The sequence below is a fragment of the Hymenobacter sp. BT18 genome, assembly GCF_012273015.1.
GTDB classification, from domain to species: domain Bacteria; phylum Bacteroidota; class Bacteroidia; order Cytophagales; family Hymenobacteraceae; genus Hymenobacter; species Hymenobacter lutimineralis.
On record NZ_CP050954.1, the window covers coordinates 2,841,025 to 2,866,710 of the forward strand.

Genomic DNA, 25,686 nt, shown 5'->3' on the forward strand with positions numbered 1-25,686 from the left:
AAACTGCCTTCTGACATGATGCGACGCGTAAAACGAGGGGTGGTGACCGGGCTCTTAAGCCTGGGCGCACTGGGCGTGCAGGCCCAAGAGCTTGGGAGCTGGGGCCTGGAGTACCAGCCCCTGGCAAAAGTAGTACACGGCACCCAGACGCTATCCATGCCCTGGGCCGGTGGCTTTAATGCCCCGCAGTTCTCGGCCATCGATTTAAACCAGGATGGGCAGAACGACCTGTTTGCGTTTGACCGCATGAGCAACCGGGTGTCTACCTACCTGCGCGTGGCCGATGCGGCCGGCAAGCTCAGCTGGCAGTACGCGCCCCAGTACGAAGCCCTTTTTCCCGCCGACTTGCGCAACTGGGCCCTGCTCCGCGACTACGACTGCGACGGGCGCCCCGATTTATTTACCCACGCCAACGGGGGCGATATTCGCGTCTACCGTCAGGAAACTGATGCGCGCGGGCAGCTGACGTTTAAGCTCGCGAGCAGCCAGCTGCAGTTCTACAACACGCCCAACAACAGCGGCAATATCTTCGCCAGTGCCTACGACATCCCCGCCATCGATGACATTGACGGGGACGGCAAGCTGGATTTGCTGATGCTGGACTTTGTGCTGGGCACGACCCTGACGTGGTACCGCAACGTGAGTCCCACCTGCGGTGGGCTCGACTTCCGGTTAGAAACCAACTACTGGGGCCGCCTCAGCACTTGCTTTGCTTCCTGCACCGGCTTTGCCTTCAACGCCCAGTGCCGGGCCGCGGCCCCCCAGCATACGGGCGGCGCTTTTTTCGCGACGCTCGACCTGGATGGGGACGGTGACCGGGACCTGCTTACCAGCCGCGACCAGTGCCCGGAGCTGGTGAGTTTGCGCAACGACGGCACGGCCACCCAGGCGCTGATGCAGGCGGCAGGCCTGAGCACACAGTTTCCCCCGGGCACTACTCCGGTCCGGCTGCCCAATTTTCCCGGCGCTTACTACCTCGACGTGACGTTTGATGGTCTGCCCGATTTGCTGCTTTCCCCTACGCTGCCCGATAACGCCGACCAGATAAGGCTGCGGGAAACAACGTGGCTTTACGAAAATACGGGTACGGCTACTGTACCGGCATTTACGTACCGGCAGGCTGACTTTCTGCAGGGGCAGATGGTGGAAGTAAGTGAGGCCGCCGCTCCTGCTTTCCTGGATGTGGATGGTGACGGGCTGCTGGATTTGCTGGTCGCCAACGGGGGCGACGCACCCACCGCGGGCACGTACCGGTCGGCGCTGCACTACTACCACAACGATGGCACCGCCACCGAACCGGCTTTTACCTTGGTTTCGGAGGACTACCTGGAACTGGCGGCCAAAGGCCTGCTCCACCTGAAACCAACCGTAGCCGACCTGAACCGCGACGGCGCCGCCGACCTGGCCTTCGGGGCTTCGCAGGGAGGCACAGGCCGGGTGTGGTACCTGCTCAACCAGGCCGCTGCGGGGCAGCCGGTGCGCTTTGAAGTAGCCCAGCTGCAGGAGCTGCCGGGCGTGGGCACCCTCTTGGCGCCCGCCCCCACCTTTGCCGACCTGAACGGCGACCAGTACCCCGACCTGCTCCTGGGTACAAACGAGGCCACGGGCGCAGGCTCCCTGCGCTACTACCCCCAGGTGCCCGGCGCCGCCACGCTGCAATTCACGCTGATGGACGACGATTTTGGGGAGGTGCGAAACCCCGATGGTAACCGCCCTACCAACCTGCAGCCCCTGCTCACGGACCTGGACAAGGATGGCAAGCTGGACCTGCTAACCACCGACAACTTCGGGCAGGTGCGCTTCTTTGCGGATATCACCAGTCAGGCCTCGCCCTTTGATGGCCTCACCGATTTATTCTATCAGCCCCTCACGCAGCAGTACGGAGCAGCTCGACTGGGCACCTCGGCCAACCTGCACCTGGGCCTGGCCGCCGCCGACCTCACTGGCGACCAGCAGCCCGAGCTGCTCATCGGCTTGCAGGAAGGCGGGCTGCAAAGCTTCCGGGTGCGCCGCGAAACGGAAACGGCCGTGCGCTCTCCTCGCGCCACGTTCAGCTTTCAGGTGTACCCGGTGCCCGCCACCGACCGGGCCACCGTGGAAACCCCGCTGCCCACGCGCCTGACGGTGCTGGATCTGACGGGGCGCGTGGTGCTGACCAGCACCCAGCCGGGCCGGGTTCATCAGCTAAACCTGCAGAGCCTGGCTAAGGGAGTGTACGTGGTGCGCGCCGAGGGTACCAACGGGCAGCTGGCTACCCGCCGCCTGGTAGTGCGCTAGGGCTACGAGTGAATGGTAAACCGGTCGGCGTCCTGCAGGGCGGGGAAGCGCCGCCGGTAGGCTTCCAGCTCATTGCGGCGCAGGGTGCGGGTGATGCTGGTTTCGTGGTTGCCTACTTCTACCAGGTATTCGCCTTTCATATCCAGTAGGGCCGAGTCGCCGGCGTACAGCTGGCCGTGGATGTCGAGGCCCACGCAGTTGACACCCAGGGTATACGCCAGGTTTTCGATGGCCCGGGCGCGCAGCAGCGTCATCCAAGCCGTGCGCCGGGCAGCCGGCCAGTTGGCCATGTACAGCAGCAGGTCGTAGGGCGCCTCGGCGTTGTTGCGGCTCCAGACGGGGAAGCGCAGGTCGTAGCAAATAAGTGGCCGGATGCGCCAGCCCCGCCACTCTTCAACCAGCTGCGTGGTGCCGGGCGTGTAGGTATGCTGTTCGCGGGCGAAGGTGAACAGGTGGTGCTTGTCGTAGTGGCTGTAGCTGCCATCGGGGCGCACCCAGAACAAGCGGTTGTAAAACCGGTCGGCTTCCCGCACCATCAGGCTACCCGTCACCACCGCATCGTGCTGGGCCGCCACCTCCCGCATCCAGGCCAGGCTGGGGCCCTCTACCGGCTCGGCCAGCGTAGCCGCTTCCATGCTGAAGCCGGTGCTGAACATTTCGGGCAGCACAATCAAGTCCGAAGACAAGGAAAGCTGACTTAGCAGGCGGGAAAGCTCAGCCCGGTTGGCTTCCGGCTGGTGCCATTGAAGCGCGGCCTGAACAAAGGAAACGGTTAGATCCGACACGGTAGAGGAGAGGTTGAGCGAGAACGGAAGCTGTACGGCGGCCTGCTTTAGAAAAGATGCAGGGTGGCCCTGGTCAGCCAGACAACGGTGTGTAAGCGTGGCGTAGGTGCTTCAAGGTACAGGGCACAAGGAAGATAACAAAGCCCGGCCGGCTAGTTTATCAGGAAAGAGCTGCCTCGCGTAGCCGCTGAGCTGCCTGGCGTAGCGTTTCGTCTTCTTTGGCAAAGCAAAAGCGAATGAGGCCGGCATCCTGCCCGTCGTGGTAAAAGGCCGATACTGGCACTACAGCCACGCCAACTTCCGTGGTAAGGCGGCGGGCAAACTCCACGTCGGGCAAGGCTGAAATCCGGTGGTAGCGGGCCAGCTGGAAATAGGCGCCCGGCACCGGCAGCAGGTCGAAGCCCGTTTCCCGCAGCAGCTCCGCAAACAGGTCCCGCTTGGCCTGGTAGAAAGCGGGCAGGGCCTGGAAATGGGCGGCCTCCGCCAGCACATCGGCCAGGGCATGCTGGGCGGGCGTGCTCACGGCGAAGGTGAGAAACTGATGAACGCGGCGCACCTCGGCGGTAAGCGCAGGGGGGGCAATGCAGTAGCCCACTTTCCAGCCCGTAGCGTGGTAGGTCTTGCCAAACGACGACAGTACAAAGCTGCGCTCGGCCAGCTGCGGATGTTGCAGGGCACTGCGGTGCGGCTGCCCGTCGAAAACCATGTGCTCATACACCTCATCCGACAGCACCAGGGTGTTGGTGGGCGCCAGCAGCCCGGCCAGCGTGTCCCAATCCTGCTCCGTAAGCACCGCACCGCTGGGGTTGTGCGGGGTGTTGAGCATAATGAGCCGGGTGCGGGGCGAAAGGGCCGCGGCCACCAGGTCCCAGTCGGGGCGGAAGTCGGTGGCGCGCAGGGGTACGTACACCGGCTTTCCGCCCTGCAGCCGGATGGCGGGGCCGTACAAATCATACGCCGGCTCCAGCACCAGTACCTCGTCGCCGGGGTGCACTACGGCCGCCAGCACGGCATACAAGGCCTCGGTAGCGCCGCTGGTGATGGTAATTTCCGTGTTGGGGTTGGGCGCGGGCACGCCGTATACCAGCGCCGTTTTGTGGCTGATGGCCTCGCGCAGGCGGGGCAGACCGGGCATGGGCGCATACTGTTGGTGGCCCGGGGTGGTGGCGTGGCGGGCTAGGGCTTCGCGCAGTACCAGGGGCGGGTCGTAGTCGGGAAAGCCCTGGGCCAGGTTGATGGCCCCATGCTCCTGGGCCAGCTGCGACATCACCGAAAAGATACTGGTGCCCACGTCGGGCAGCTTGGAGGCAAGAGCAGGAGTAGGCATAGGGGCCGGCGGCAAAGTCAGAGTTGGGGACTAATCTACGCTGAAGCCGGCTTTCACGCTGCTTCTGGACAACCCCTGCCGGGAGTGAGCCGGTTCCGCACGACGAGGGAGCCGGCTGCGCAGGGCGAGTAAGCGGCTTGCTTCCTCGTCGTGCGGAACCGGGGCAGCGGTGGGTGTGCCCGCTGCTGCGGAACCAAAGCCCGTGCGTTGCGGCAGGCCTGCCCCATACCTACTATCCCAGCACCCGCCGACAAATGCGCCCGACGCACTACCTTGCGGCTATGCGCATGTGGTCTTGGCTTGCTTTGGCAGGCAGTTTGGCGCTGACGGCTCCGGCCGCCGCGCAACAGTTTCCGGTTCTCAGCCAGAACCCACCGTCGTTGCGGTGGTTTGAAATTCGCACGGCCCATTTCCGGGTGTTGTATCCGGCGGGCTTCGAGCAGCGGGCCCAACGCACGGCCCGTCGCCTGGAGCAGGTATACGAGCCGGTAGGCGCCTCCCTGGGTGTGCGCCCCCGCCCCGTAACCGTGGTGCTGCAAACGCAGAATACTATCGGCAACGGGTTTGTGAGCATCCTGCCGCGCCGCTCCGAGTTTTTCACCACGCCCCCGCAGGCGCCTTCGCTCACGGGTACCCTCGACTGGCTCGACCAGCTGGCTGTGCATGAGTACCGCCACGTGGTGCAGTTCGAAAAGCCCCGGCAGGGTTTGTCGCGGGTAGCTTTTTGGTTGTTTGGCTACGGCGGGCTGGGCGCTACCACCATCGGGGTGCCCGACTGGTTTACCGAAGGCGACGCCGTGGGCACGGAAACCGTGCTGACGCGCAGTGGCCGGGGGCGTATTCCGGCGTTTGATGTGGAGCTGCGGGCCAACCTGCTGGCGGGCCGCCGCTACACCTATGCCAAATCCGTGGCGGGCTCCTACCGCGACAACGTGCCCAACCACTACGTGCTGGGCTACTTCCTGACGTCTTACGCCAAGCGCCGCTACGGCCCCGAAGTGTGGGGCCCGGTCATGAACCGGTACTACCAGTTTCCGGTCTACCCTTTTTCCTTTTCCAACAGCCTGCGCCGCACCACCGGTCTGCGCGTGGAAAGCCTCTACCAGCGCACCCTGGCCGAAGTAGATTCTGCCTGGCGCCAGCAGCTGGCCCGTATGCCCGCTGGGCCGGCGCCTTTCTATTACCCTGCCCGACCCGAGCGCCGGGTATTTACCCAGTACCAATACCCGCAGTACCTGAACGACAGCACCGTGGTAGCCCTGAAAAGTGGCCTGGGCCACATCGACCAGCTAGTGCTGCTCCGGCCGCGAAGCAAAGAGCAGGTGCTGCACGTGCCGGGGTTGGTTAACCTGCCCGAGATGCTGTCGGCGGGTGGGGGCAAGGTGTGCTGGCCCGAGTACCGCTACGATGTCCGGTGGCTGCAGCGGGTGTACTCGGAGCTGAAGGTGCTGGATGTGGCTTCCGGCCAGGTAACGCGCCTCACGCCCCGGGGCCGCTACACCGCTGCTGCTCTTTCCCCCGACGGGCGGCAGCTGCTGGCTGTGCGCACCGATGCTACCTACCGCACCGAGCTGGTGGTACTCGATGCCAGCACCGGCCAGCAGGTGCAGGTGCTGCCCAACCCCGGCCACGACCAATTCCAGCAGCCCCGCTGGAGCACCGATCAGCGTCGCGCCGTGGTCGTGACGCTGAAGGCCGCGGGCAAGGTCCTGGAGGAAATAGACCTGGCCACGGGGCAGCGCCAGGAGCTGCTGCCCACGGCGGAGCTCAACATCAGCCACCCCCAGCCCTGGGGCGACTATGTCTTCTACAACTCCCCGCAGTCGGGCACCGACCAGATCTATGCCGTGCATACCGGCACCCGCCAGCGCCTGCAAGTCACCCACGATTCGGTGGGCGCCTATCACGCGGCCATTTCGCCCGACGGGCAGCGCCTGGCCTTCCACGTGTTTCGGAGCGGGGGCAGCCGGGTGGCCGAGCTGCCCCTGACGCCCGCCCAGTGGCAGCCCGCCGAAGCCGGCCACGACCCCGCCGCCTACCTGGAGCCTGTAGTACAAACCGACCCCGGCGCCCAGAAAGTAGGCCCCGTGTTGCCCGGCGACACGCTGCTCCTCGATAACGCGTTGCCCACGCAACGGTACCGGCCAGCCGCTCATTTATTCAATGTCTTCGGCTGGGGGCTTATTCAGTCGCCGGCGGGCAGCGGGCTGAGCGTAGGCGTCCGGTCACAGGATGTGTTGAGCACCCTGCAGTCGGTAGCCGGCGTAGGGTATGACCAGACGGAGCGGACGGGCAATGCCTTTGCTACCATCAGCTACCAAGGCTTGTACCCCGTGCTGGATGCCACCCTGGAGCGTGGGCAGCGCCGTACCACGTTGTACATTGATAGAGATGATGAGGCGGATAGCCTGCGCCAGGACCGGTGGCAGTATACCAACCTTACCCTGGGGGCCCGCCTGCCGCTGCAGCTCACCCAAAACCGTTTCCGCCAGGCCCTGACCGTCGGAGCTTACTACACTGCCCAGCAAAGCCAGGGTTACGATCTGCCGTACCGCTATTTAAATGAAATAGGCCGCAACACGCTTCACCTGCTTTCTTCCTCGGTTTCTTACTTCCGCCTGCTCAAGCAAAGCCAGCGGGACGTAGCGCCTCGTTGGGGCCAGACGCTCTTTTTGTCGGCGCGGACTACGCCGTTTGGCAAGGGGCTTTCTACCTGGCAGCTGGCGGCGCAGGGAAGCAGCTACTTGCCGGGGCTGGGGCGCCATCATTCGGTGCGGGTGCGCGCCGGCTACCAGCAGCAAAACCCCCGGAGCTTCCCGCTGACTGCCGCTATTTTCTACCCCCGGGGGCAGACGTACTACAACTTCCGGCAGCTGGCCACGGGCAGCGCCGAGTACCGCCTGCCCCTGCTGCACCCCGACTGGACCCTGGGCCGCTGGCTCTATGTGCCGCGGGTGCTGGGCGGCGTGTTCTACGATAGGGCCGTGGGCACTTTGGCAGCGGTATCCCCGGACGGGCAGCCCACCGAAGTGTGGCAGCGCTACGCCACCGTGGGTGCCGACGTGTCGGTGGTGTTTAACGCTCTTCGGCTGCGGACACCCTTTGAGGTAGGAGCCCGCACGATCTACAATGTGCGCTCCGGGGAGTGGCTGGTGCAGCCTTTGGTGCTGGATATTGGCTTCTGAGTTCCGTTTTACAGCGAATGCGAAGAGCCAGTAGCCGAGGCCGCCAGGGACGCATGGCCGGGCCGGAGCTCAAAGGCAAGACGGGGCTGCTGGTGCGTGGCGTCGTAGAGGTAGAGGTAGCGGCCGCTGGTTTCGTAGTAGGTTACCTGGCCCATCAGGTTCATGTAGCGCAGCTCAAACCGGGCGGTGGCATTGTCGCAGTGCAGCATGGTGGCAATGACGTGCACCCAGGAGCGCACCCGGAAAGACAGCGGGCAGGTAAACGTACCACTACCGGCCAGGGGCTGTGGCAATGCCGTGAGCGACCAGGCAGCAGCAGAGGCAAAGCCGGTAGTAGATGAGTCCGTGAGGTGCACAGCCGAAACGCGCCGCCCATCCAGCGCGCACAGGGACCAGGCCGGAGAGGGTGCCGCGCTGGGTAGTGCATACGCCAGGGCCGCGGCTAGTAATCCAGCCGAGCATCCGCTGTATAACAAGGTATGGCGCGTAGTCATAAGGAGGGAAAACGGGCTATAGGTAAGCTAGCGTAGGGAAGGACTCTGCACGGGTAAGACCCTGAAACTGGCCCCAAAGGTTGCATAGGGGGCAAGGACAATCCTTTGGACTCTTTCAGGGAAGTAAGGGAAAAGCAAAGTAGGGAATTGTCGGCGGATGCCGCTGGCCGGCAACAAAAAGCCCCGCTACGCTGGAAATAAAACCAGGTAGCGGGGAACGATGCGTACAGGAACAGCTGCTTAGTGTGCTTTCAGCAGCTGGGGAAACTCCTTGGCAAAATGCTGGTAGCGCGGCGTCGACACGTTCTGGATATAGGGGTTTTCGGGGTGGTGCACGAAGTAGTCCTGGTGGTAGCGTTCCGCCGGATAAAACACCTTGAACGGTACCACCTGCGTCACAATTGGGTTGGGGTAGCGGCGGGCGGCATTCACGCGCTTGATTTCGGCTTCAATCTGTGCTTTTTCCTGGGGCGTACGGTAGAAGGCAATGGAGCGGTACTCCTCCCCCGCATCGGGGCCCTGGCGGTTGAGGGTGGTAGGGTCGTGCTGCACAAAGAATACCTTTAGCAGCGTTTCAAAGCTGATGACCTTGGGGTCGTAGTACACCTGGATGGCCTCGGCGTGCCCGGTGCCGCCCCGGCCCACCTGCTCGTACGTGGGCGAAACCGTTGTGCCGCCGGCGTGCCCGGAAATAACCGTGCGTACCCCTTTCAGGCTTTCGAAAACGTGCTCGGCGCACCAGTAGCAGCCACTGGCAAACGTGGCCACGGCCTCGCCCGGCTGAGGCTTTGGCAGCGCGGCAAACTGGTGGTCATCGGGCGTTTGCTGGCCGGCAGGGGCCGCGTCGCAGCTGACTGTGCCCAGCACGGCCAGCAGGAAAAGGAGGAGCTTCTGCATATACATGCTTAACATACGAAACCCAACAGGAGTTCGGACGTATTGGGGCCACCTGCTGGCTTTGTGATGAGGAATGGCGCTTAGGCGCGGCCGCAAGCCTGCTTTCCTGACACGTCCTTCCCTTCGCCAAATGGCTCTTCGTTTGCTCCAACAAACCGACTACATCACCATTGCCTACGATTACGGCAACGACTGGCTGTACGCCAACTGGCACGGGGACCAGAACCTGGAAACGGTGCAGACGGGGTGCGGCTTCATGCTCGACCATCTGCGGGCGGAGCGCTGCCGCAAAGTGCTCAACGATAACCGGGAAGTTACCAGCATGTGGGCCGATGCGGCGGAATGGGGCGGCCACGAATGGTTTCCGGCCATGACGGCCGGGGGCCTGGAATACTTTGCCTGGGTGTACTCGCCCAACGTCTACAGCCGCCTTTCTACCGACCTAACCTTGCAGCACACCACCCGCCCCATCATCGTTACCTTCGACGACATCGACACGGCCGAAGCCTGGCTGCGGCAGATGTAGCTAGAGTTCCAGCCGTACCGGACCGGCTACGGGGTAGCCCGTGCACGTGAGCACCAGACCGCGGGCCAGCTCCTGGTCTGTCAGTACCTCATTGATGCTCATCCACACGGTGCCCTGGGTGCAGCGCGCCACGCAGTTGCCGCACTGGCCGGCCTCGCAGCTGTGGGGCAGGCGCAGGCCCTGCTGCCGGGCCGCCCGCAAGATGGTGGTAGGGTACTGTACCTGCAGCACGTACTCCTGTCCCCGCCAGCTCAGCGTGACCGGGTGCTGGTCCGTATCGGGCGGGACGTGGGCTACCGGCGCCGCAGCGGGCGTGAAAAGCTCCCGCCGGATGTGGCTGAGCGGCAAACCCAGCGCGTGCAGGGCATAGGTGGCCATGCGCATAAAATCCAGCGGTCCGCACACGTAGGCCAGGGTAGTCGGCCAGGAACTGGGAGCAAAGCGCCGGACCAGCTCCTCCAGCAGCGGTTTGTGCAGGCGGGCCCGCCCCAGGTTGGCATCCACGCTGTAGAGCAGCTCCAGCTGCAGCCGCTGGGAAAATTGCCGCTGCAACGCCAGCAGCTCCTCCCGAAATAAGGTAGTGGCCGGGGCCCGGTTGCTGTACACCAGGAGTATTCGCGCTTCAGGCTGCGTGTAAAGGGCAGTTTTGAGTAACCCGTATACAGGAGTAATGCCACTGCCAGCCGCCACCAGTACTAGTTCCTGAAGCGCGGCCGGGGGCTGCGGTAAGGTGAAGAAGCCGGCGGCTCCGCTGGTCAGCAACTGGTCACCGAGCCGGGCTTCATCTACCAGCCAGCGGGAGATAAGGCCATTTTCGACGCGCTTTACCGTGATGGTGAGCGGCTCACCCAGCGCCGGAGCCGAGCTGATAGAGTAGGAACGGCGTACCTCGCGCCCGTGCCGCCGGAAGATGAGAGTAAGAAACTGCCCGGCTTGATATGGCGCAAGCTCACCGGCCTCTGGTGCCAAGACCAGGCTTTTTACACCTAGTACTTCTTCGCGGATGTTCTTAACAGTCAGGGTGGTGTATAAGGCGTCTTCGGTAGGCATAAGCAGGCTTGCCAGGCAGTTGTCGTAGGCTGATATAAAGCAGATCTGAAATATTTCCCGAATCAGTTGCAATCCACTGTCCAGCCAGGCTTCGTAGGTCGGGCATCTTACAGTTCCATCTACCTCACTCCATGAAAAAGCACTTGTTTTCCCTGGGTTTCGTAGCCCTGCTGGGCACGGTTTCGTTCTCCGCTTCGGCCCAAGCCAGCATGACGCCTAATACCATACAGGTAGGAGGCCAGGCCATGTACCCCAACAAAAACATTGTTGAAAACGCCGTCAATTCCAAAGACCACACCACGCTGGTAGCCGCCGTGAAAGCCGCCGGATTGGTAGAAACCCTGCAGGGAAAAGGCCCCTTCACCGTATTTGCTCCCGTAAACGACGCCTTCGAAAACCTGCCTGCCGGCACCGTAGAAACGCTCCTGAAGCCCGAAAACAAGGCCACCCTCACTAAGGTGCTGACTTACCACGTGGTAGCCGGCAACATGACGGCCGACAAAATTATGGCCGCCATCAAAGCGGGCAAAGGCAAAGCAACCCTCAAAACGGTAAGCGGCGGTACGCTCACGGCCATGATGAACGGCGCCCACAACGTGGTGCTGACGGATGAGTCGGGCAACACGGCCAGCATCAGCACCTACGACGTAAACCAAAGCAACGGCGTAATCCACGTAATTGACCACGTGCTGCTGCCGAAGTAGCCCCACCTGCGCACAACGCAATTACCGAACAACCGCCGCCTTACTTATCGGAGTAGGGCGGCGGTTGTCGCGTTATAGCTTGCGGAAGGGGTGGCGGCCCCGGGCCAGCCGCTCGGTCATTTCTACGGCCCGCCGGGCCCGCGTTTCGGGCTGCTTGGCGGTGGCTATATGTTGGGCAACGGCCCGCTGCATGCTGCCACTGAGCTGCTGAAAACCCGTTAGTGCCTCCGGCCACGCCTCCATGGCTTCGGCCAGCTCTTCCGGTACGTCTACCCGGTCGGGCTCGGGGTCAGGGGCCAGGGTTATTGTCACCAGTTGGCCTACCTGCACGGCTGCTTCCCGGCACATATCCTTGTTGAACATCAGGTAGCGGCCCCCACCCGTGAGTGGCAGCAACCCGCGCCGGATGGCGTAGCCGTTAAGCGTACCCACCACGCGACGAGGCAGGGGCGTGCCCAGGGCTGCCAGCACCAGCGGCGGCACCACTACCACTTGCGTAGGCATAAAGCTGGGGCCGCCGTGCTCTAGCCGGGCTTCGAAAACAGACGTTTCAGCCGCCATGCGCACCAGGCTTATTTAGCCGCGGAAGCTTTGCTGGGACCCGGCAACGACAGCTCCCGCGCAATCTGAAACGTGAAGGGCTCCGTGGCCGACTCATCAATGCGTCGCTGCATAATGCGCAGGTGGCTCAGGTCGTCGCCGGGCAGCACGGCTACGTCGGCGCCGGTGCCGGAGCCGGGCTCGTAGCTGCGAAAGCCTACAATCCAGCCCTTGGGGTAGCCGGCCCGCTCGGCCTTGGCGGCATCTACCACATCGGGTTTGCCGGCAAACGAGCCGAGGTTTATTTCCTTGCTCTCCTTGCCGGCTATCTTCAGGAAAGCTTCCGTACGGAGCGGCTGGGCCCCTGCCACGGGCTTAAAGCGCAACGACAGCGTAATGGGTTCGGGGCCGGGAGCTGTCTTCAGCTGCGGTGCTTCATCAGCGGCTGGAGCGGCAGTGCCGGCAGTAGCCGTATCCTGGGCAGGCTGCTCCGGGGCTGTGGTCGTGGCCTGCTCGCTGGCCGGCGGGGTTTGATTGCAGCCGGCCAGCAGCGCAGCGGCAAGCACGGGTAGAAAGAGGCGTTTCATGGGGAAAACGAAGAAGGAGTGGCGTAGAACTCAGGCTGTAAGAATACGCATAATTCCAGCGTGGTCTTAGCAATGGACGGCGACCTGGCCGAAACCTTTTTCTGCGCATGAGGCTTATACAGCATCCTAAAACCGACCTTCCCCATGAAAAAGATACAAGTAGAAATCTGGTCTGATATCATGTGCCCCTTTTGCTACATCGGCAAGCGGCGCCTGGAAACGGCCCTGGCGCGCTTTCCGCACGCCAACCAAGTAGAAGTGCAGTGGCGCAGCTTTGAGCTGGACCCCAATGCCAACCCCGAGCCGGGCGTAAACCAGTACGTGCGCCTGGCCGCCAAATACGGTAAGTCTGAGGCCTGGGCGCGCGAGATGAGTGCCAACATGACCCAGATGGCCGCCCAGGAGGGCTTGGCTTTCGACTTCGACCAACTTATTCCCGCCAACTCCCTGCGGGCGCACCGGCTCGTGCACCTGGCTGCCACGCATGGCAAGCAGGATGCGGCCAAAGAGCGGCTATTTAAAGCGTACCTGGAAGAAGGCCTTGACGTGAACGACCCGGCCACGCTCACGCAGCTGGGCGCCGAGCTGGGCTTGCCTGCTGCCGAGGTAACGCAGCTGCTGGCCTCCGATGCCTTCACTGAGGCCGTCCGCCACGACGAGTACCAGGCGCACCAGATTGGGGTGCGCGGGGTGCCCTACTTTGTATTCGACGACAAATATGCCGTGTCGGGGGCGCAGCCGGCGGAGCTGTTTGAGGAAGTGCTGCAGAAGGTTTGGGAAGAAGCTAAGCCCCAGGCGGTGCCCTTCGCCGGTGCCGAGGGCGCCGCCTGCGACCTGGAAAATGGCGCCTGCTAAGCTTCTGGTTGAAGTAAAAAGCCCCACTCGCTGCCTAGCGGGTGGGGCTTTTTTTGGGTTGCTACATTTGTTGTGGATGATAGACCAGTTCAATGGCACCGGTGCTGAAACAGGTGGTGTCTACTAGCTTTAGGGTGGCCATGCTGCCCTCGGGGAACAGCTTTTTGCCGCTGCCCAGCACCACCGGAAACGTCATCAGCCGGAACTCGTCTATCACGCCCTGCTGCAGCAGGCTTTGCACTAATTGCCCGCTGCCGTAGACCAAGATGTCTTCGCCGGGCTGGTGCTTGAGAGCTGCAATTTCCTCGGCAATGTTGTCTTGAATCAGGGTGCTGTTGTTCCAGGCAAGCTCCTGCAGCGTGTTGGATACCACAAATTTGGGCAGGCTGTTCATGCGGGCGGCAAAGCCCTGCTCGTCGGTAAGGCTGGGCCAGGCGGCGGCAAAGGCTTCGTAGGTTACGCGGCCCAGCACCAGGGTATCGGCGTTCAGGAGTTCCTCCAGCTTACAGCGCTGCTGCTCCTCTCCAAAAAACGGAGCCGTCCACATCGGGTCTTCCATCACCCCATCCAGCGACACAAATTCGGATACAACCACTTTTCTCATAGCTCGTCGAAACACCGTTAGAATAGGGCTTGGCCTTTAGGAATAAGCGGGCAACGGCGCATTGGCAGCCAAAGACGCGGGTTTACTTCGTTTGCGGCGGTTCAAAAAATACGAGGTAGCCACCAGGCTAAGGCCCACCAGCAAGGGCAGCCACATGCTGGGCGGGTCGCCCACCGCAATAAAGGAATACAGGGCCCCACTCAGGTCGAATGCGAAGCCGGCGTAGGCCCATTCCCGCAGGCGCGGAAACCCGGGCACCAGAATGGCCACTACCCCCAGCAGCTTGGCCACGCCCAGAAAAGGCAGCAGGTAGGCCGGATACCCCAGGTGTTGGAAAAAGGCTACGGCTTCGGGGGCACTCAGCACGTTGGGCACGGACGACAAGGTCATCAGCAGGGCCAGCAGCCCCGTGCAAATCCAGTACAGTAGGTTGAGCTTGTTCATGGCGAAGGCAAGTGCGCGACAGGAGAAGAATTGGCTTTACTACTGGGGCTTGTCGTAGTTGAGCATCCAGTCGATGCCGAACTGATCGGCAAACATGCCGAATGTGGCGCCCCAGAACGTGTCCTGCAGCGGCATGGTGATAGTGCCACCAGCGGAGAGGAGGCTGAACAGGCGCTGGATTTCCTCCGGGCTCTGGCAGTTGACGGACAAGGAAATCATGTCGCCCTTGGCCACGGGGCCCAGCCCGGAGTCCGAGGCCATCAGCACCATGTCGGCCGTGGTCAGCGCGGAGTGCATCACATTCTGGAGGGCTTCGGGTGCTACGTGCTCGGCGGCCGGCGTGCCTTCAAAAGTTTGTACCATCAGCTCACCACCCAGGCATTGCTGGTAGAAGGCCATAGCCTGGCGGCAGTTGCCATTGAACGTGAGGTAAGGCGTGAGGCGGGGCGTGCTCATCGGAATAGGAGGTTATGGTGAAATAAAAGAAGAATTAGGCGTCTGCTTTGCTAAGTAATGTAGTAATATTGGCTACATTTAATCTTTGAAAGCCAACAAAATTAGCAAAAACCGCGTCCCGGCAGCGGGGCAATTCCGACTAATTTGGGGTTGATTCCGACATCTGCTCCGCCTAGCTTTTTGCCATGAAAAACATATCCATCCTGGTGCCGCAGGGCGCTATCCTAGGAAGCATCGAGGGGCCACGCCTGGTATTTTCGGAGGTGAATGCGCTGCTGGCGCGGATGGGGCAGCCGCCGCTTTTTGCCGTGCAGCTCGTGGGGCTTCAGCCCGAGACGCCGGTGTGCGGGGGGCTCTACACCATTTCTACCCCGCGCCTACTCAGCGAGGTAACGGCCACGGACTTGGTCATTATTCCGGCTGTAGATGGAGACCTGGCCGCGGCGCTGGTAGCCAACCAGGCGTTTATTCCCTGGATTGCAAACCAGTATGCCCAAGGTGCCGAGGTTGCCAGCTTGTGCGTGGGCGCCTTCTTGCTGGCCGCTACCGGCTTGCTCGACGGGCGGCACTGCACCACCCACTGGGCCGCTGCGGCCGACTTCCGGCGCATGTTTCCGGCCGTGGAGCTAGTCGAGCACCAACTCATTACCGATGAGCAAGGCATTTATTCCAGCGGCGGGGCCTTTTCTTACCTCAATCTGGTGCTGTACCTGATTGAGAAATACGCCAGCCGGGAAATTGCCGTGCTGTGCGCGAAGGTGTTTCAGATAGATATGGAGCGCGTGAGCCAGTCGGCTTTCATCATTTTCAATGGGCAGAAAGAGCACGGCGACGAGTCCATCAAGAAGGTGCAGGCCTATATCGAGGATAATTACCAGGAGAAGCTAACGGTGGAGCAGCTGGCCGACATAGTAGCCCTGGGCCGCCGCAACCTGGAGCGCCGGTTTAAGAAGGCCACGGCCAACTCCGTGGTCGAATACATTCAGCGGGTAAAGATTGAAGCCGCCAAAAGTAGCCTGGAATCGTCGCGGGAGAACGTAAACGAGGTAATGTACCGCGTAGGCTATTCTGACCCCAAAGCGTTTCGGGTGGCGTTCCGGCGCATCACGGGCCTGTCGCCCAAGCAGTACCGCGCCAAGTACAGCCGGACCGCCACTACGGTGTAGCCTGGCGGGAACTAGCTTCGGATGCCTGCTTGATGCGCAGGGCTTCGGCCAGGGTCAGGGGCTTGTAGGGAATGCCCAGGCGCAGGGAATTTTCTTCCACTGTGGAGTCGAAGCCCGCTTTCTTGCGCCGCTCGTTCACGCGCCCGGCATCTTCGATGGGCCAGATAAAAGACACCGTTTCGCGCTGGCCGGTTTGGGGGTTGAGCACGCCGTAGCTGCAGCCCTGGGTGCCATACAGCTGGGTCTGGTTCTGGTACATCAGGTGCCGGTCGAGCATGCGGGCGTAGAGGTAGAAGGGCACTTCACCTTTGGCCGCTTCCTGCTCCACCAGCTTCAGGTAGCGTGGAATGCGGGTGGAGTGCTGGATTACGAGCAGGGCTACTTCGTTGGTAGGCTCTCCTACCAGAGTTTTGCCAGGGTAGCCGTACTGCCCGATAATCTGCCCAACCCGCTTGATGTTGAGCGAGTCCTGCGTCACCATACGCTGGCTGAGGTAAGGCCCCACTTGCTCCGGCGGAATGCCCGCCGCCCTGGCTACCGAGTCGAACCGGACTTCCATGCCCGGCCCACCCACGAGAAGCTTGCGGTACCGCTGATCCACTACATCCAGGCTATCCAGCTCCCGCTTCAGCGTGAGGTTGATTTCTGTGGACTTTTTCGTGGATTGGCAGGCACCCATGCCGGCCACCAGCAGCAAAAGTAAGGAAAGGCTACCGCCGTTTAGCTTCATAGCCGGCAAGGTAGCACCGTCGCCGGCTGCTGGCACCTGCCCGCTGAAGTAAAAATGGCAGCAGTGGTTTGAGACCGTAGGGTGCCTTAGCGCGGTGCGGGCATTTCCTCAGGGCGGGAAAGCACCGTGGCTATCAGCCCAAATACGCCCATGGCAAGAAAGGCATTGCGGGCGCGGCTATTGCGGGCAAAGCCAAACACCCAGGGCGCGGACAACGCCGTGAGGCTGCTCACCGCATCAAGGGCCAGATGGGCTTTAAAGGGTATGGCCTTCACCAAGCCCCACTCGGCCCGGGTAAGCAGGCTGGAGGCCAGGGCCGTTCCGCTGAGGACGTACGACAAAGTGCTGGCCGTGGAGTCCTCCGAAAAACCGGCGGCGGTTGGGGCTGCCGCTGCCGCCGCTACAAAGCTGTAGTCGGCAACTACGTGCTGGCGACGGGAAATGGGCTGGTGCATAGTAAGAATGGATAGAAGGCTGAGTTGCTACCCTAAGCAACGGCCCAAGGCGCCAAAAGGATAAGGACGAGTTTGCGCGAATGGACGCCCGAAAGCCAGACAGGGCGGGGAACATAGGTGTCAAAAAATATTGCCAGTATTGCGCCCGGCTGGCTTCTCCTCACCGTTTGCCGCCCGGGTCTTATCTATTCACCTCCATGTCCATGCTCCAATCTATGCTGCGTACTTACCGCTCCGTTTTTCTGGCCAGTCTACTGTTTTGTGCAGCCTGTGGTGGATCCACAGATAGCGCTACTGAAAGTTCCTCAACCGCCGACGCCTCGGAGCAAGCTACTACTGAGGAGCAAGCCCCAGCGGCCTCGGCCACGCCGGCGGCACCTACGCCTGACGGTGAACCCCACCTCACGGCTGGCCCTAAAAAAGAGGTATACAGCGTAGGCGACGTTGCAGAGCTGGATTCCCTGCTCATCCGCGTAAACAGCGTAAGCACGGCCCCGGAAACCGACTTCAAGGAAAAGCCCAAAGCCGGGCAGGAGTTTGTGGTGGTGAACATCACCTGGGAAAACGGCACCGCCCAGCTGCGGGACTTCTCCACGTTGCTGCAAACCGTCGTGCTGGATGCCAAGGGTAAGGAAATTCCGGTGAAACCCGCCGGCAGCGCCGAGGGCACCATGCAGCTCGACCGGAGCCGCGCCGCTGGTATGTCGGGGACGGGCCCCATCTTCTACGAAGTGCCAGCCGGTGCCAAAGGGCTGAAGTGGGTATTCCGTACCCTACACGGCATGGAAAAAAACATGGCCGAGAAAGGGCGCGTCACCTTCGACCTGGGCCGTTAGAGCTTGAGTGCCTACTAAACTGAAAGGCCGCCTCACGCAAGTAAGGCGGCCTTTCAGCTGTTACACGTTTTGTAGGGTCGGTAAGCCTAAGGGGCTACTGGGCGGCGGCAGTATCGGTGGCCGCGGCAGCGGTATCTACCCCGGCGTAGGCATCTTCCGGGGCAATGGGGGCCGCACCCGGCGTGTCGGAGGTTGTGGTGGTAGTGTCGGCGTCTTCGGTTTTCTGCTCGCCGCAGGAGGTCAAGCTCAGGGCAACAACGCCAGCCAGGACAAAGGACTTTCTCATGAGTTCAGCAAGGACGGTAAGCTCGGAGGTACGCTGCCGCCCGGGCTGGGGTTGAGCGGCTTACGCGGTAGATACCTACTGCTGGGCTACGGGCCGGGCCGGGGCCTTCGCGTTCAGATACCGTTCCCGCAGGACCGGGCCGGGGCCGGCAGCTTTCAGCACGGGTATCGGCTGGGTGGTGTCCATCGTGAAGCCTTCCATCAGCTCGGCCCCAGCCCAGGGAATATCGGCGCCGTGGAGCACGTATTTCTGGAACTCGTAGCTGATGTCTTCGTGCAAGTACGTCTGGGCCAAAGCCAGGAAACGCTCATCGTTGAAGGACTGACCGGGCAGCAGGCAGGCCTGACGCAGCTCGCGCATCAGGTCGTCGAGGGAGCGGGTATAGCCGGAGCGTTTCAGGATCAGGTTATCAATCCAGAAGGCGAAGAGGGCCCCGCGCCGGTAAGGCAGCTTGCCAAAGGCGCGGCTTTTCCAGAAGTTGTCCTTGATGAGGTAGTTGGGCTGGTTGCGCTCCGGGTTTTTGTAGAGCTGCTGAATGATGTCTTCGTTGAAGGCCTTCACCCACGTGTCCAGGGTCAGGTCGCCGCTGCGGAGGCGGTTTTTGTAGGCGTAGTAATCCGTGAAGCCCTCCGTAAACCAGCTGTTGAGCTCCTGGTGGGCGCCCCGGATCTGCCCGCCTATCCAGTCGTGCAGCATCTCGTGGTTGAACATGTAGCGCAGCAGGTCCCAGCTGTTGAAGGGGTTGTTGGTAGACTGCAGCTTGAAGCCCTGGTAGAGGCCCTCCCCCCGCATGCTTTGCCCGCGCCAGGTGCTATCCGTGTACGTTACGGTGGGGCTCATGAACACGGTGTAGCGGGTGGGGCCGGCATCGTGCCAGAAGTCGCGCTGGGCAGTGAGGGCCTGCTGCAGGGTGGTCAGCAGGCGGGCATCGTCGTACTGCTGCCACTGGCCGCGCACGACCACGTACACTGGGCGGTTCTGGTAGCTGAGCTGGTGCAGGCGGTAGTCGCCGCCTACGTAGAGGGAGCGGTAGAACTCCGTCCAGAGCTTGCCGCGGAAGGTTTGCTCGGTAGCACCCGAGGCGAAGGTGTTGTGCAGCACAAAGCCTTTGGGAAAGCCCACCCACCGGATGGTGGCGGTAAGCTCGGGCTCGGTGGGGGCGCCGGCCAGAAACTCGGGCACGGTAAACAGACTTTCACCCAGGACGTGGAAGTAGGTATCGGTCACCCGCGGGCGGTTTACCTGGTCGCGGGTATACTCGGGGGCATCCTGCTTCACGCGGTAGGAAAAGCGCACGTCGCGGGTGCGGGGGTGGTAGACCACAATGCGGTTGCTGTCGGGCACTATCCGGAAGCGGTAGCCGGGCTTTTCGCCGGCAAAGCCGCTGAGGCAGCGCAGCAGATTGTCCTCCCCCCACACGTTGTTGGCGAAGTGAAAATACGTGGAGTCGGTGGCTTTGGGCGTGCGCACCTGCACTGCCACGCGCAGGCCCTCCGCGCCCAGGTGGGGGGCGTAGTGGACCTGGTAGCCGATGCGGGGCTGGGCAACGGTGAGCAGGGGCAGCAAGGAGCAGAAAAACAGCAGCAGACGTTTCATGGGCAACAAGGGGAGCTAGCAGGCTGCCAAAGATAGGCTGGCTGACTTTCAGGCGGTTTCACATAATGATGTGAAGCCAATACCCTAAATTCTGTTGGGCTGATTCCGCCGGTTATGTGCCCGCTGCTGCGTAGATTGCTTGTCGTCTTCTCCTTCGTGCGTGTATGACTTATGACTACCGATGAATATAACCGCCTGGCGGAGCTTGATTCTTACGATATCCTGTACTCGGCGCGGGAGAAGCTATTCGACAACCTCGTAGAACTGGCGGCCTACATCTTTAGCGTGCCGGTAGCGCGCATTGCCTTTGTGCACGAGCTGGTGGTTTGGCACAAAGCCAGCGTGGGCATGCCGCCCCAGGAAACCCTGACCCTGGAGCAGACGCTCTGCCCGCGGGCGGTGGCGTCGGCGGAGCCGGTGCTGGTGTACCCCGACCTGGCCACTGAGCCCCTGAATAGTACGGCTATGACCCAGGCGCGGCAAATCCGGTTTTACGCCGGCGTGCCCGTGTGCACGCCCCAGGGTTTCCGCATTGGTACGCTGTGCCTGGCCGGGTATGAGCCGCGGGAGCTGACGGCCCCCGAGCAGCAGCTACTTACCCACCTGGCCGACCTGGTGACGCTGGCCCTGGAGGCCCGCCGCCATCTGCTGAGCGTCCACCAGCTCCAGGCCTGGGAGCAGCTGCGCGAAGAGGCCGAGGAAGCCCTGCACAACCAGATGGCGGTAGTGCGCTACCTGAAGGCCCGCAGTGCCGGGCAGGTGCCGGTGCCCGCCGACCTGCTGGACCCCATTGGCAAACGCCTGGCGGAGGTGGCCCAGGTGCTCAAGGCCGGGCTGCCCGCGGCCGGGTAGCTTCCCGGCGCGCCGGCGGGCGGCGGCAGTTTGCGGAGTTGGCAGTAGGAAGCGCCTGGGGCTATCTTTGGCGTACGTCCTTTTTATCTGCCTGCTATGAAACAACGTATCCTTATCCTGGCCGCGGTGCTGTTTGTGCCCGCGCTGGGTATGGCCCAGAATGTGGGCATTGGCACCACCACTCCGGCCGAGCGGCTGGAAGTATCAGGCAACATTCAGATTCCCGCTGCCAACGATTTCAAGTACGACGGGGAAAGGGTGGGCTATGTATCAGTGCCGGCCATTGCTTTTACGTATGCCCCCTTCGGCAGTACTACGGCGTATCTTACCGGCACCACGACGGGTACTTACCGGTATGTGGCCGGTGGGAGCTACGGCAACTCGGCTCACCTGTTTGCCCCAGTCTACCTGCCCAACGGAGCCCGGATTACCCGGTACACGGTGTATGTGTATGATAATGATGCTTCCTACGAGCTGTATGGTAACCTCTACCGGATTAACCTGGCTACCAACGTCATTACCAATATCGGCTCCACCAGCCTAACGAACGGCACCCCGCTGAACACGACCATTCTGGCCGATGTGAGCTCCGTGGTGGACAATGCCGTGTACGCTTACTACGTCCGCTTCAACACGGTGGAAAATGCTTCCAGCCTGCGGCTGCTGGGCGCGCGCATCACCTACGCCGTTATGAAGGTGGAGTAGGAGCTTCAGACAACACAACGCCCGACCTCCCTGGTGGGAAGCCGGGCGCGGCTGTTGCAATAGTATAGTGTGAAGGGATAGGGGGCGACAGGCAATAATGAGCCGCGGGGGCTAGGCGGGGGGGGCTTTTCCTTGCGGGCGGCGGTGTTGATGCTTTGGCGGGCCGAGAGGTAGGCGGTGTAGAACTCGGGCTGGGGGCGCTGGTAGCGCACCAGATACTTATCGATGCGGTTGCGGAGCAGGGCGGTGGCGGCGCGCAGATCGGCGCGTAGAGCGGTGCTCTGGGCTTTGGCATCGGCGACGGTGACGCGGGGCTTGGCCTGCTCCTGCTGGAAGGCGGTGAGGGCGGCGGCCAGATCGGTGAGCTCCTGCTGGGTGACGCCCTGTTCCTTGAGGGGCGTGAGCAGCTCGGTGGCGCGGGTGTGAATGTTTTTGGCGATGCGCGGCAGGTCGTTGTCGGTGGCGCGCAGCAATTGGCGCTCGGTGTAGTCGGCGTCGGTGTGGAGGCGGATGTCCTGGATTTCGTCGGCGTAGGCGAGCAGGGCGGCGGCGGTTTCGGCGGCGCGGGTGGCCAGCAGGGCCTTGGTTTTCTGCTTGACCGCGCCGGGCTTGGCGGCGGCGCCCACGGCTTGCTGGGTGGCGGCGGTGGGGTCGAGGTCGGCCACCAGCTCGGCCAGGCGGACGCGGGCGGCGGTGAGGGCCTTGTTGGGAAGATAGAGGCTGGCGTGCTTGGTGAGGACGCCGAGGGTGGCTTGCAGCATAGCTAGCTTCGCCCGTTGCTTGTCGTTCATAAGGGTATGATAGTTAAAGGGTAAGCGGGAAGATAAGAATATAGCGTATTGGTTGTATAAGCCGGGGCGGAATGCGTGAGCGGAGGCGCGGAGGGCGCTGTCAGGGGCGCGGAAGGGTGTGGCAAGGGCGCGGAAGCCGCTGTCGGGTGCGCAGAAGCCTGTGTCAAAGGCGCGGAAGGCATTGTCAGGGGCGCGGAAGCCTTTGTAAAGGCCGCGGAAGGGTGTGTCGGGGGCGCGGAAGGCATTGACCGGCGCGCAATGGCCTTTGACGGGTGCGCAGGAGGGCGTGTCGGCCGCGCGGAAGGAAATGGCGGAGGCGCGGCAGGCTTTGTCACGGGCGCGACGACCTTGGCCGCGTTGCTGCGGCAGCTTCAGGCTACGGGAGAAGCGGAGTTAGCCTTTGGAACAGGTAGAAGTTATATGGTACTGGGTATTTGGTTAGGAAGCCGCAGTGACTATAACCGGGTTTGGCGCAACTCCAGCTTGTTGCTTACCACTATGATGGTAAGCATAACATACATGTTCGCAATGAATAGTATGAAGAAATAATATTGATAATATGTTTTGAATATATTATCAATATTTTATACTATTACCGCTGACTTAACGACAATCAAAATGGACCCTGTTACTACTACTATTGGAGGTTGGCTACTCGGAAAAGTAGCTGATAAAGGATTTGAATCAATTACTAAGTCATTGACGGCGGATGATATAGACAAAAGCATACATAAGTCGATTTCTGCGATATCAAAAAAAATGCAGGAAAAATATCCTGATGTACTAGCTAATAATATAGAGTATTTTTTTCGTAAAGATGAAGTAGTTGAGGAATTAGTAAAGTTGACTTTTAAAGATGCGAGAATTAATATTAAGGCAATTGAGGATAAATTTGATATAAGCACATTGCCAGATGGGTTTGTATTAGAATTTGTAACAGGTTTAAGAGAGGAGATGTCGAATGATAGGCATCTCAACTCTATATTAGCAAATAGTGAAATATATTTAGCTGTAACTGGCTTGAAAAAGGATGTAGAATCTATAGTACAAGATTCTTATCTTACTAGAGCAAACATTGTGAAAATCAAAAATATATTAGAAGATAAAATTAATTATAATTTTTCATTTGATGAATTTGTTTCTACATACAGTAGAAATGCCTTGAATATCTTATCAGAGGTAAACTTCATTGGCCTAGGAGTAAAATCTCATATTAAAAAAATAGAAAAAAGTTACAAGAGATATTTGTAAAACCATTTTTTGTTCCTAACAGTGAAAATTCGAATAAAATTTTGTTGAAATGTCTCAATACTAATAAGGCTATGAGTGGGCCTACTAGCAGATATGTGTACCCCAGGATTTTAAGTTATGGTAATATCTTTTCAGGTGCTAAAAATGTCGTAGTGTTAGGAAATCCAGGGGCTGGTAAGTCTGTTATGTGTAAATCGATAATTTGCTCAATACTTGAAGATAATAAGACAGATTTTGAAGATAAAACCATCTTTGATACGTTGCCATTTAGAATTGAATTAAGAAAGTATTATCAATTTAAAAAAGATAAAAAAAATGGAATAATTAAATATATATCTTTTATGTTAGAGCATGAATATCAAATAGCTAATATACCCGATTTGAAAATAAAAGAATTGTTTAATACATTTAAGACATTGGTTTTTTTTGACGGTTTGGATGAGATTTTTGATGTCAGCGAAAAGATTGATATTAAAAATGACATTGAAATATTTTGTATGACATTTGATAATGCTAGATGTGTTGTTACATCTAGGATAATTGGGTATGAGGAAGTTAAGTTAAAGTCTTCATTATTTTGCGATATAAATATTATAAATTTTAATAATGAACAAATATCACAGTATGTTAGGCAATGGTATGCGAATGAAGAAGTAGACGAAGATCTAAGAAAACAAGATGTTGAGGGATTTCTCTCTCACAAAGATGAAATAGATGCCGAATTAATTACCAATCCGTTACTGCTGTCATTGATCGTAATACTTTATAGAAATAATTTAAAAATTCCAGAGTCAAAACTTGAAATATATCAAAGCTGCACTAAAACACTTGTTGACAAATGGGATGGTATTAAGGAACTGAATATTGCATTGGATGATGATATTAGTAAAAGAAAGGAATCAATTTTTGCGGACTTGGCTTTCTGGCATTACGAACAAGCAGGTTCTAAAAATGCTAGTATAACAAATATTAGAGTACAAGAAGCAATAGCTGAGGCAATCGTTAATAAATTAAAAATTACTGATGATTTTATTAGAGCCATGGAAATGGCTGAAAAATTTTTAGATTATGCTCAGAAAAGGTCCCTGTACTTTGATAACAATTTTACTCATAAGACTTTTCTAGAATATTTTACTGCTTTTTGGATCTACTCTAATGTTGAAAAAAAGCATAAGGTAGATGAAAGAAATAGGATAATAAAAAAATATATTGCAAGCAATTTTTGGTACGTTGTTCTTGAATTGTTGCTCAATATGATAGATGATAATCAAGCTGATAATGAAATGTTAGATGAACTTATAGGAGTGCAAATGAATAGTAGAGATGCTTATCCCTTTCTTTTAATTGTGTTACCCACATTGAAAAATGTTTCAAATAAGATGGCTAACGATGTTTATGTTAAGTCAATTCTACTCGAGATAGATACTGTTAATGAAGATTTGTCGAAATCAAGTGATAAACTCAAGCTGCTAAGAGATGCAAGCATGCGATATAATATATATGCCTATTATGAAGTAAGATCTGGGCATAATGGTATTTATGAAAAATTTATACAAGCATATGATGAGGTTTATGAAATTATAAAGGAGGATGATAAAAAAATGAAAACATACTTTATAATGTATGCTGAATTGTATTTGAATGGAATGGGGTCAAGAAATAAAGCAGTTGGTAACTATATTAGTAATTCAAAGCATAAAGATAAATATATTGAATACTCGGAAAAAGAACCTTATCTAAATTTGATTAATATATATGGTAAATCTTTTGTGGATGGCAATTTTAAGTTGGAGTATATGGTAAACAATATTAAGGCCTTTGGTGTTGAGAATTTTTTCAAACCATATGACTCATTATTTGCAAGATTTAGGATTAGTTTAATAACAATGTTTACTCATGTGTATTTTGATGAGAGGAATAACGAAGATATGAAAACGTATTTATGGAGCTGGAAAAAGCAGGGTTAACAAGAAAAAAAATGTTTTCAAAACTGAAAAACAGAATAATAATTAGGTTCCCGTATTCTCAACATTCTGCTATAAAAATAATTACCAGAATATCTGTTAGTAATGAGCCATTAACTAATGCAGTTTTGGCGGGGTTTCTTTATCAGTATGTTACCGCTTTTAATAAGTATGGTAGTTCACATGCTAGAGAAAATTTGCAGTCTATTATTGATTCTGCAAACGCTCATCCTCAAGTATGGATTAAAAAAATGTTAGCACAAGGTGATAAAAAGCAAGCATTTAACTATATCGAATCAATTCTTGGTATATCATGAAAGATA

The 25,686-nt window shown here is 58.4% G+C and carries 27 protein-coding genes; 12 read left to right on the top strand and 15 right to left on the bottom strand.

What is annotated here, in order from left to right; all coding sequences use genetic code 11:
* The first annotated feature begins 15 nt into the window (after nucleotides 1-15).
* A complete protein-coding gene (locus tag HER32_RS12135) occupies nucleotides 16-2,277 on the top strand; it encodes an FG-GAP-like repeat-containing protein (RefSeq protein ID WP_168682061.1) in 2,262 nt (753 codons plus the stop codon).
* 2 nt (nucleotides 2,278-2,279) lie between these two features.
* Here HER32_RS12135 and HER32_RS12140 read toward each other — a convergent pair whose 3' ends face one another.
* Together HER32_RS12140 and HER32_RS12145 are read right to left on the bottom strand one after the other, a co-directional pair.
* Complete coding sequence (locus tag HER32_RS12140; RefSeq protein WP_168682062.1) at nucleotides 2,280-3,062, bottom strand: amidohydrolase; 783 nt, start codon at nucleotides 3,060-3,062, stop codon at nucleotides 2,280-2,282.
* Nucleotides 3,063-3,222: 160 nt separating this feature from the next.
* On the bottom strand, nucleotides 3,223-4,389 hold the full coding sequence (locus tag HER32_RS12145; RefSeq protein WP_168682063.1) for a methionine aminotransferase: 1,167 nt from the start codon (nucleotides 4,387-4,389) through the stop codon (nucleotides 3,223-3,225).
* 287 nt (nucleotides 4,390-4,676) lie between these two features.
* Between HER32_RS12145 and HER32_RS12150 the strand changes: the two genes are divergently transcribed.
* Nucleotides 4,677-7,574 carry a PD40 domain-containing protein gene (locus HER32_RS12150; RefSeq protein WP_168682064.1) on the top strand — a complete coding sequence of 966 codons (2,898 nt, stop codon included), beginning with the start codon at nucleotides 4,677-4,679 and terminating at the stop codon, nucleotides 7,572-7,574.
* Nucleotides 7,575-7,582: 8 nt separating this feature from the next.
* Here HER32_RS12150 and HER32_RS12155 read toward each other — a convergent pair whose 3' ends face one another.
* Together HER32_RS12155 and msrA are read right to left on the bottom strand one after the other, a co-directional pair.
* Nucleotides 7,583-8,068 carry a hypothetical protein gene (locus HER32_RS12155; RefSeq protein ID WP_168682065.1) on the bottom strand — a complete coding sequence of 162 codons (486 nt, stop codon included), beginning with the start codon at nucleotides 8,066-8,068 and terminating at the stop codon, nucleotides 7,583-7,585.
* A 240-nt stretch (nucleotides 8,069-8,308) separates the two neighbouring features.
* Entirely contained in the window at nucleotides 8,309-8,965 is a 657-nt protein-coding gene (msrA, locus tag HER32_RS12160; RefSeq protein WP_168682066.1) for a peptide-methionine (S)-S-oxide reductase MsrA, read from the bottom strand.
* A gap of 130 nt (nucleotides 8,966-9,095) precedes the next feature.
* Here msrA and HER32_RS12165 point away from each other — a divergent pair, with 130 nt between their 5' ends.
* A complete protein-coding gene (locus HER32_RS12165; protein ID WP_168682067.1) occupies nucleotides 9,096-9,491 on the top strand; it encodes a hypothetical protein in 396 nt (131 codons plus the stop codon).
* On the opposite strand, the gene HER32_RS12170 is transcribed toward HER32_RS12165, so the two are convergent.
* A complete protein-coding gene (locus HER32_RS12170; protein WP_168682068.1) occupies nucleotides 9,492-10,541 on the bottom strand; it encodes a ferredoxin--NADP reductase in 1,050 nt (349 codons plus the stop codon). It abuts the gene before it with no gap.
* Nucleotides 10,542-10,672: 131 nt separating this feature from the next.
* Here HER32_RS12170 and HER32_RS12175 point away from each other — a divergent pair, with 131 nt between their 5' ends.
* Nucleotides 10,673-11,245 carry a fasciclin domain-containing protein gene (locus HER32_RS12175; RefSeq protein ID WP_149069837.1) on the top strand — a complete coding sequence of 191 codons (573 nt, stop codon included), beginning with the start codon at nucleotides 10,673-10,675 and terminating at the stop codon, nucleotides 11,243-11,245.
* 72 nt (nucleotides 11,246-11,317) lie between these two features.
* Here the strand turns inward: HER32_RS12175 and HER32_RS12180 are convergent, their stop codons facing one another.
* Together HER32_RS12180 and HER32_RS12185 are read right to left on the bottom strand one after the other, a co-directional pair.
* Entirely contained in the window at nucleotides 11,318-11,806 is a 489-nt protein-coding gene (locus tag HER32_RS12180) for a YdeI/OmpD-associated family protein (RefSeq protein ID WP_168682069.1), read from the bottom strand.
* An 11-nt stretch (nucleotides 11,807-11,817) separates the two neighbouring features.
* Nucleotides 11,818-12,372: a hypothetical protein gene (locus HER32_RS12185; protein WP_168682070.1), complete on the bottom strand. Its 555-nt coding sequence runs from the start codon at nucleotides 12,370-12,372 to the stop codon at nucleotides 11,818-11,820.
* Nucleotides 12,373-12,516: 144 nt separating this feature from the next.
* Here HER32_RS12185 and HER32_RS12190 point away from each other — a divergent pair, with 144 nt between their 5' ends.
* A complete protein-coding gene (locus HER32_RS12190) occupies nucleotides 12,517-13,227 on the top strand; it encodes a DsbA family oxidoreductase (RefSeq protein ID WP_232066243.1) in 711 nt (236 codons plus the stop codon).
* A 61-nt stretch (nucleotides 13,228-13,288) separates the two neighbouring features.
* Here HER32_RS12190 and HER32_RS12195 read toward each other — a convergent pair whose 3' ends face one another.
* The 3 genes from HER32_RS12195 to HER32_RS12205 are packed head-to-tail and all read right to left on the bottom strand — an operon-like array spanning nucleotide 13,289 to nucleotide 14,731.
* Complete coding sequence (locus tag HER32_RS12195; RefSeq protein ID WP_149069834.1) at nucleotides 13,289-13,831, bottom strand: dihydrofolate reductase family protein; 543 nt, start codon at nucleotides 13,829-13,831, stop codon at nucleotides 13,289-13,291.
* Nucleotides 13,832-13,867: 36 nt separating this feature from the next.
* Nucleotides 13,868-14,275, bottom strand: coding sequence for a DoxX family protein (locus HER32_RS12200; RefSeq protein ID WP_168682071.1), 408 nt, complete (start codon nucleotides 14,273-14,275; stop codon nucleotides 13,868-13,870).
* A 39-nt stretch (nucleotides 14,276-14,314) separates the two neighbouring features.
* Entirely contained in the window at nucleotides 14,315-14,731 is a 417-nt protein-coding gene (locus tag HER32_RS12205) for a VOC family protein (RefSeq protein ID WP_149069832.1), read from the bottom strand.
* Nucleotides 14,732-14,916: 185 nt separating this feature from the next.
* Here HER32_RS12205 and HER32_RS12210 point away from each other — a divergent pair, with 185 nt between their 5' ends.
* Nucleotides 14,917-15,897, top strand: a complete 981-nt coding sequence (locus HER32_RS12210) for a GlxA family transcriptional regulator (protein ID WP_168682072.1) — start codon at nucleotides 14,917-14,919, stop codon at nucleotides 15,895-15,897.
* Here HER32_RS12210 and HER32_RS12215 read toward each other — a convergent pair.
* Nucleotides 15,887-16,627 carry a DUF6624 domain-containing protein gene (locus tag HER32_RS12215; protein ID WP_168682073.1) on the bottom strand — a complete coding sequence of 247 codons (741 nt, stop codon included), beginning with the start codon at nucleotides 16,625-16,627 and terminating at the stop codon, nucleotides 15,887-15,889. The genes HER32_RS12210 and HER32_RS12215 overlap by 11 nt on opposite strands.
* An 86-nt stretch (nucleotides 16,628-16,713) precedes the next feature.
* A complete protein-coding gene (locus tag HER32_RS12220; RefSeq protein ID WP_149069829.1) occupies nucleotides 16,714-17,082 on the bottom strand; it encodes a hypothetical protein in 369 nt (122 codons plus the stop codon).
* Between the two features lie 215 nt (nucleotides 17,083-17,297).
* On the opposite strand from HER32_RS12220, the gene HER32_RS12225 reads away from it, so the two are divergent.
* Complete coding sequence (locus HER32_RS12225) at nucleotides 17,298-17,918, top strand: DUF4352 domain-containing protein (protein ID WP_168682074.1); 621 nt, start codon at nucleotides 17,298-17,300, stop codon at nucleotides 17,916-17,918.
* A gap of 94 nt (nucleotides 17,919-18,012) precedes the next feature.
* Here HER32_RS12225 and HER32_RS12230 read toward each other — a convergent pair whose 3' ends face one another.
* Nucleotides 18,013-18,204 (bottom strand): hypothetical protein, encoded by a 192-nt coding sequence (locus HER32_RS12230; protein ID WP_168682075.1) that lies wholly within the window; start codon nucleotides 18,202-18,204, stop codon nucleotides 18,013-18,015.
* 75 nt (nucleotides 18,205-18,279) lie between these two features.
* Nucleotides 18,280-19,800 carry a peptidase gene (locus tag HER32_RS12235; RefSeq protein ID WP_168682076.1) on the bottom strand — a complete coding sequence of 507 codons (1,521 nt, stop codon included), beginning with the start codon at nucleotides 19,798-19,800 and terminating at the stop codon, nucleotides 18,280-18,282.
* Between the two features lie 171 nt (nucleotides 19,801-19,971).
* Here HER32_RS12235 and HER32_RS12240 point away from each other — a divergent pair, with 171 nt between their 5' ends.
* Both HER32_RS12240 and HER32_RS12245 read left to right on the top strand, forming a co-directional pair.
* Entirely contained in the window at nucleotides 19,972-20,652 is a 681-nt protein-coding gene (locus HER32_RS12240; protein WP_149069825.1) for a GAF domain-containing protein, read from the top strand.
* 96 nt (nucleotides 20,653-20,748) lie between these two features.
* Nucleotides 20,749-21,357 (top strand): hypothetical protein, encoded by a 609-nt coding sequence (locus HER32_RS12245; RefSeq protein ID WP_168682077.1) that lies wholly within the window; start codon nucleotides 20,749-20,751, stop codon nucleotides 21,355-21,357.
* A 5-nt stretch (nucleotides 21,358-21,362) separates the two neighbouring features.
* On the opposite strand, the gene HER32_RS12250 is transcribed toward HER32_RS12245, so the two are convergent.
* A complete protein-coding gene (locus tag HER32_RS12250) occupies nucleotides 21,363-22,148 on the bottom strand; it encodes a hypothetical protein (RefSeq protein ID WP_168682078.1) in 786 nt (261 codons plus the stop codon).
* 618 nt (nucleotides 22,149-22,766) lie between these two features.
* Between HER32_RS12250 and HER32_RS12255 the strand changes: the two genes are divergently transcribed.
* The 3 genes from HER32_RS12255 to HER32_RS12265 all read left to right on the top strand — a co-directional run bounded on the left by HER32_RS12255 (nucleotide 22,767) and on the right by HER32_RS12265 (nucleotide 25,680).
* Nucleotides 22,767-23,399: a hypothetical protein gene (locus HER32_RS12255; protein WP_168682079.1), complete on the top strand. Its 633-nt coding sequence runs from the start codon at nucleotides 22,767-22,769 to the stop codon at nucleotides 23,397-23,399.
* Nucleotides 23,400-23,470: 71 nt separating this feature from the next.
* Complete coding sequence (locus HER32_RS12260) at nucleotides 23,471-25,366, top strand: NACHT domain-containing protein (protein ID WP_168682080.1); 1,896 nt, start codon at nucleotides 23,471-23,473, stop codon at nucleotides 25,364-25,366.
* Entirely contained in the window at nucleotides 25,342-25,680 is a 339-nt protein-coding gene (locus HER32_RS12265) for a hypothetical protein (protein ID WP_168682081.1), read from the top strand. The genes HER32_RS12260 and HER32_RS12265 overlap by 25 nt, the downstream gene beginning before the upstream one ends.
* The last annotated feature ends 6 nt before the right edge of the window (nucleotides 25,681-25,686 follow it).